The following is a 6,857-nucleotide window of genomic DNA, read 5'->3' on the forward strand; positions in this document are numbered from 1 at the left end:
TGAGCTCAAGGCAAGCCCATCCTTTTCCCTTATTATGGGAAGGGTTTTTATTTCTATATCAAAATTAAGTTCGGCTACCATCTTTTTGATAATTATTGCCTGCTGAAAATCCTTTTCTCCAAAATATGCCCTATGGGGCTTTACAATATTAAAAAGCTTTGCTACAACCGTGAGGACACCTTGAAAGTGTGTTGGTCTATTTCTTCCGCATAGCAAACCTTCAAAATTTGGCATCCTTACAAATGTCTCCTGCTTTTTTGGATATAGGTCTTTTAACCTAGGATGAAAGAGATAATCAACACCCAAATCTCCTGCTAATTTAAAATCTTTTTGATATGGCCTTGGGTATCTTTTGTAGTCTTCCTGCGGTCCAAATTGCAAGGGATTGACAAATATGGACAAAACCAAAAAATCATTCTCTTTTTTTGCTTTTTCTATTAAGGAGAGGTGTCCCTTATGCAAAGCACCCATTGTTGGAACAAAGCCAATTTTTCCTTTTTGTCGCAGGTCATCACAGACCTCCTGCATTTCTTTTGGGATTTTTATCTCTTTCAACTAAAACCTTATAAGAAGGGAGACCCGGTGGGAGTGGTTTAAATCGGGGTTATAAAGGTAGGCATAGTCAATCTGGGCAAGCACATTTTTCATTACCCCTCTTCCCCTTGACCTTATCCCAAATCCAATAGAATAGCCAGAAAGGGAATTATAGCCTCCCCTTACATCAATGTTTGGAAGGAGCTTATATTCTGTGCCAAGCTTAAATATTAAAGAAGAATCATTTGGTTTTTCAAAATCAAAGCCAAAAAGGACATTCTCTGCCATTTTGTATCCCAAGCCTGTCTTGATATTAAACGGAAGGCTATTTTTGACATTGTCTATTTCCAGAGCACTCCCAAGGTTATTCAGAGAAAATCCTAAAGATATTGTTGGATTTAGAAATACCAAAGAGCCAATGTCTAAACAAAGCTTGCTTCCCCGATAACCTGCATAATCCTGATGAACCGATTTTATGCTTCCTCCAAAAGCTATTTGAGAAAGCCTTTGAGCATAGGAAAAGGATAGAGACCTGCATTCAACAGAAAGCTCCCCTCCTGTCTTTGTGGAATCATTTGCCTCCTCTCCACCCTTTGTGTTCATAGCAATAAGAGAAATACCAAAGCCATTATTTTTTGAAAGGGGTTGAGCATAACCAAAAAAGCCCATACCAATATCGGCAAACCACTCTGTGTAAGCACCCAATATTTCCTTTTTTTCAAGGGAAGAAATGCCCGCTGGATTCCAATAAAGACAAGAGACATCGTCTGCTATCCCAACAAATGCAGAACCCATCCCAACTTGCCTTGCCCCTTGGGGAATATTCATAAACTCCCCTGTATTCTCTCCAGATGCCAAGATAACACAAGGGAGAAACATTACCAAAAATAATAGAATTTTCTTCATTTCATCCAATCTTTTCAATAAAAGCCTTTGCGGATTTTAAGGCTTCTTTAACCATATTTACATTATGAAGGTCTCCTCTATAATAGCCTGCTAGATGGAGTTCATCATACAAATAATCAAACTGTTTAAAGAGCTTTCCATTATGCATGGATAGATGTTTTCTCAATGCCTTTGTGTAAGACTCATATGACTTGGGAAGCTCTTTCTTGCTTAAGCCTTTATTTAGTAAATATTCATTTATTGCCTTTAAAATAGCAAGATATGCTGTACCACAAGCCTCCTGGACATATTTGACATCGGTATAGTAATTGTCCTCAACAGGAGCATTTTTTAAGATTTCCTTTGCATTATTTAAATACCTTAATGCCTCGTTCATTTTATCCAATCTTTTCAATAAAAGCCTTTGCGGATTTTAAGGCTTCTTTAACCATATTTACATTATAAAGGTCTCCTCTGTAATAGCCAGCAATATGGAGTTCATGGTAGAGATGGTCAAATTGCCTAAAGAGCTTTCCATTGTGGATGTCTAAATGTTTTCTCAATGCACTTGAATAAGCCTCATATGACTTGGGAAGCTCCTTTTTTAAAAGCCCTTTGTTTAGCAAATAGCCATCTATTGCCTTTAGAACGGCAAGATATGCTGTACCACAAGCCTCCTGGACATACTTAACATCACTATAATCATTGTCCTCAATGGGAGCTTTTCTTAATATCCCTTTTGCGTTGCTTAAATACCTTAATACTTCGTTCATCTCATTTTACCACCATTGATTTTATAGCAGAGAAATCATCTGCCTTCATTTTATAAAAGTATAATCCTTTTGAGACCTTTTGGGAAGCATTATTTTTTAGGTCCCAGAATATCGCACTACCTTCCTTTGCCTGGGTATATTGTCCTCCCTTTCTTTGGCCTACCTTTATTGTCCTTATTTTTTGTCCTAGGATATTAAAGATATTGACTTCTACATTGGCATCCTTTGCTAGATTGAAGGGAATCCAAACGCCATCCTTGGCTGGATTTGGGAAGGATGACAAAAGCTCGGTCTTTTCTGGGATTATTGGCTTTGTATCTTCTTTTATACCAAAATCTTTTGTTTCTGCTAATATATCCATCTTTGAACCAGAAAGCTTTATTCCACTTCCAAAGAGGCTTCCTTGGATGGTATTAAAAGAACCTGCTAGGTCAATTTCTCCTTTTGGAATATAGATAATGCCATAAAAGAGATTCTTGCTTCCCGAAAGCTTAAATTCTCCTTGAGAAAAGAATAGCAAATCATCAGAATAACTTCTGAAATCAAGGCTTGAACCATTAATATCTATCTCTTTTTCACAAACAATAGTAAATGTTCCAAGGATATTGCTTCCACTTATCTTAACCCTGCCCGTAACATAATAAAGCCCCTCTAATGTTCTATTTGAAGAAGAAAAATGGAAATCGCCCTCAATGAAATGATATTTATCTCCCGCCGATATTGCCTTAACTCCCCCTGGTTTATAATCTTCAATATTATAATAAACTGGCATAGGCCTTGGCAAGACTTTCTCAAGAGACTGATAAGAATTCTTGCTACCATCAACCCTAAAATCAGTTACATAATAAATTGTTCCACTTACTACATTATCCGAACCACTAATTTTAATCTCATCATTTGAATGAACCTTGCCATTTATGTTTGTTTTGCTTCCCGACCACTTGATTCCTCCTTTAGAAGAAAAGAGTCCATATCTTTGAGTTACATCTACATTTAAGCTGTCTGTCCCTATCTTTTCCCCCTCATCGGTAACTTTAAGGATAACCGTATAACTGCCTACCAGAGAGTAAATATGGGTAGGGACAAGGGTTCCGGTTATGGTTGTTCCATCTCCAAAATCCCATTCAATGGTATGGAGAAAAGAGTCAGGGTCGGTAAAGCTACCCTTGAATGATACCACATCAAATACCTCAACCTTCTGAGAAGCCCCTGCCTCTACAATCGGAGGTTGGTTCTTTCCAAATTCAACATATTTGTATGGCTTTGTGGTGTAAGCATAAGTAACATAATCTGCCTGCTCTACATCACCGGTATGATAGAGATAAACATCACTTAAGAGATATGGCCCATCTACTTTATGGTTATAAATGGCCTCTCCGTCAAAGCAAAGGGTAATTGTTTGAACACCTGCTTCTTTCCAAACCATATTCTCTGCCCAAAGGATTTCTTCCTCATCTTTATCAAGCAATCTTGCCTTAAGAAAACAATGACCTTCATCCTTTAATTTTACCCCTACCTCAATTGTCAGATTATACCCATTTTCATATGTTTTGTAATCTGAATATTCACCAGTTAATGCGACTAGAGGGATAATGGGCTTTTCAAAGTCGGTGAATTTATACGGCTTTGTTTCATAGGCATTTTCTATAAAATCAAAGGGATAACCAAGATTGCTTCCATTTTCATCCACCTCAAAGAGCTTAAGGTTTTTTAAATAATAAGGACCATCTATTCCTCTTTCATAAATATTCAATCCATAGAAGCTTAAAGGCACGATATGACTTCCTTTATCTAAATAGAGGGTATTATCTACAATCTCTATATCCTCTCCTTGTTTATCACAAAGTAGCCCTTCAATAGAGTATGTTCCCTCCTGATCAACCTCAAGTCCTACCTCAATGGTAAGATAATTAAACAAGCCATTACTATCAGTATCAACGCCATAATCAGAATAGCTAGCGGTAAATTTTTTTTTAGAGGGCTCAAAGTCAGTGTATTTGTAGGGGGAGGTATTAAACTCCGTTGTATCAATCACTTTAAGATTTTCGTCATATAAATCAAGAGTTAGGGTATACGGTCCATCTCCTCCAGTTTTATAAATCTTTGATCCATTAAAAGTGAGGGTTATCGTTTGCTGTCCAGGATGTAAATAAGTAGTATTGATTACCCTTATCCCAAAATCACTCTTATTTTTTAAAATGCCTATAATAGTATAATATCCTTCACTATATACATTTATTCCAAATGTAGTTTGCAACAAATCATATAATCCATTGCCATTTATATCTTTTCCCATATCTGAATATTCTTCAGTAAAAATTGCCATTATTTTTTTCACTAATATGCTATTTGGCAGTTGTGTTTCTTTCTTGAAAGGCACACCATTTATGGTTCCAGATGCATAAACACTAATTCCATAACCTCCTTCTACAGAAGTGGTTGTAAATATATTGGAATAAATCCCGTCATTTGCTTGAGTATCACCGTGAGTGCCGTCGTCATATAATTGGATATCAAAAGCTGCATCAGGACGTCGAACCTCACCTGAAAAGGATATATTTCGAATAGCATCTCCATTGCGAATATATGTGGCGGTTATATGAATTGGTTCATCGAGAGAATATAAAAATTTATCAGTGGTAAGGACAATAACATCGTCTGCTGGAGAAATGTTGAGGTTAACCATTGGATCAAAAAACTCAGTTGTTTTATCATTAAGGGTTAGTATATATGTAAATGTCTCTGTGCCTATAGAAAAAGTAGAACTGATTTGTTTTTTATTAATCAAAGTTTCCAGAGGGCTACCTTCTGTTTTAATATTCACCCATTTGCCTTTTACATTAACCGTTGAACTAAATGCCTTAATTAATTCTTTCTCATAGTCTTCTTTGCTTAACTTATAAATATTAAACACAGGATCATAGACTCCTTTGTTGGTGCCTATTTGATGAAAATTGAAATCCCATTCTTTTTGTTGAGCATCTAAAGATTTTAAGTTTTCAGTAATAAATTTTTCAGGTCCTGAACTAAGTACTGTTCCTGTTGGATCTTTTATTGTATAAACACCATCTATTGTAATAGAATTTTTAGAAATTCCAATTATTTTGTTCATGTTCTTCCAAAGCCAGGCATAATCTCTACAATCGCCTCTGTGATTGTTCAAGGTATACTCCCATCCCCAATGGCCCCATGGAGCATATTCCCATCCAGTTAAATATATACTATTAAGCAATTTATAAGATATTTCCAATGATTCTACGGTATCCTTTGCCCACTCCGTAGCCTTTTCCAACCAAGCCTCTTTTGGATTTAATAATATTGAGTCTTCTAAGGTAGCATATAAGATATGGCTCATTGATTGGCTCTTTACCTTATATCCTCCTTGATCATAAAGTTCAAAGGATAGCTTTAGGGTATATTTTCCTATTGTTTTGGGCAAATTAACCTCAAACTCTCCTTTCCATCCGCTAAATTCTCCCTTGCCACTTATTCCGGCAAGTGACCATTTATATTTGCATTTTGGCTTCCAGGATGGCTTTTCTGGAGAGGCATCAATGATTGCTTTGATTTTAAATGAACCTGATTTTATCCCATCAGCTATGGGCTTGTATTCTGAAGGGGTTTTATTTGTCCAGATCGGGTCTTTAATATTTTTTATATCAAAATCCTCTAATGCTTCAAGCTTTGTAACATTTAGGTCTACTAGCTTTACCTCTTTATCCTTAACATCCCCCCAAGTCCAAGAATATTTACAAGGGTCATTTGGATCATAGCCCCAACCAAGGTTTATCCTCATCCAGGTAGGGGTTTTAGCATCTTTAGGTATGGTTACAATGTTGCTTGTGCTCATAATACCTTTGTAGTTTATATTCTTATACCCGGTTAAAGCAGCATCCAAAACCCTCTCATTGCTCTCAAAGACCATATCTTTATCCCAATCTATCCAGGCATTAACATATTCAGGGCTATTATCATATTCGGGGCAGGGCTTACCATATACACATCCAGTGGGATTGGCAATATAGATATTCGCTTTAATTGCTAAGGTTTTTCCTTGTTGAGAATAAGAAACACTCTGGATATACTCATATTTATGGCTTCCACCAATAGATGGGCAATACCCAGGAGCAGAAGAGGCAAGGATTGACCTCCCTGGTTCATCAGGAGGCAAGCTCCTTTGAGCTATCTGATGCTTGGGACAATTAGGACACTCTTTGTTTTGAGCTAAACTTTCGCTCCCTAAGCTCGTCACCCCTATCAAAATCCCACTTACCACCAAAAACACCTTTTTTCGTTTCACATTACCTCCTTAAAAAACAATGGCCTGATTTACCGTTGCTTCTGTAAATTTTATATAAAAACCTTTTAGGGTAGCTAGGTTCTGCCCCCCCTTATATTTTTATAATTTTCCTTTAAATCTTCCATTTTAATTTCATTATACATTATAAAAATTTGCAAGAAAAATTTTTTTAAGATTCAATCTTCTCTATAAATTCCTTTGCTGACTTTAATATTTCTTTAAGACTATTTGCATTATAAAGAAGTCCTCTATAATAACCTGCTATGTGTAACTCTTTATATAAAAATTCAAAACTTTTTAATATCTTCCCATTATGAATTGTAAGATGCTTTCGCAACATTTCCCTATAGCTATTTACAGATTTC

General features: G+C 36.2%; 6 protein-coding genes. All 6 read right to left on the reverse strand.

Annotation, left to right across the window (positions count from 1 at the left end; all coding sequences use genetic code 11):
• The coding region (gene panC / locus AB1397_00225) for a pantoate--beta-alanine ligase (protein MEW6481431.1) at positions 1 to 555 on the reverse strand (555 nt) is incomplete at its 3' end.
• Positions 556 to 1,440, reverse strand: a complete 885-nt coding sequence (locus AB1397_00230) for a PorV/PorQ family protein (GenBank protein MEW6481432.1) — start codon at positions 1,438 to 1,440, stop codon at positions 556 to 558.
• Position 1,441: 1 nt separating this feature from the next.
• Positions 1,442 to 1,816 carry a DUF5618 family protein gene (locus tag AB1397_00235; GenBank protein MEW6481433.1) on the reverse strand — a complete coding sequence of 125 codons (375 nt, stop codon included), beginning with the start codon at positions 1,814 to 1,816 and terminating at the stop codon, positions 1,442 to 1,444.
• Between the two features lies 1 nt (position 1,817).
• The gene (locus AB1397_00240; GenBank protein MEW6481434.1) at positions 1,818 to 2,192 is read right to left on the reverse strand and encodes a DUF5618 family protein; all 375 of its coding nucleotides are present in this window, start codon (positions 2,190 to 2,192) and stop codon (positions 1,818 to 1,820) included.
• 1 nt (position 2,193) lies between these two features.
• On the reverse strand, positions 2,194 to 6,492 hold the full coding sequence (locus AB1397_00245) for a PKD domain-containing protein (protein ID MEW6481435.1): 4,299 nt from the start codon (positions 6,490 to 6,492) through the stop codon (positions 2,194 to 2,196).
• Between the two features lie 169 nt (positions 6,493 to 6,661).
• Positions 6,662 to 6,857: DUF5618 family protein (locus AB1397_00250; protein ID MEW6481436.1), on the reverse strand; the 196-nt coding region annotated here is incomplete at its 5' end.

The organism is bacterium, from assembly GCA_040756715.1.
In the GTDB taxonomy this organism is placed as follows: Bacteria; UBA9089; UBA9088; order UBA9088; family UBA9088; genus JBFLYE01.

Excerpts from the sequence above, each read along its gene's own strand:
- AB1397_00240 (MEW6481434.1), bottom strand. The coding sequence starts at position 2,192 with ATGAACGAAGTATTAAGGTATTTAAGCAACGCAAAAGGGATATTAAGA.
- AB1397_00230 (MEW6481432.1), bottom strand. The coding sequence starts at position 1,440 with ATGAAGAAAATTCTATTATTTTTGGTAATGTTTCTCCCTTGTGTTATC.
- AB1397_00235 (MEW6481433.1), bottom strand. The coding sequence starts at position 1,816 with ATGAACGAGGCATTAAGGTATTTAAATAATGCAAAGGAAATCTTAAAA.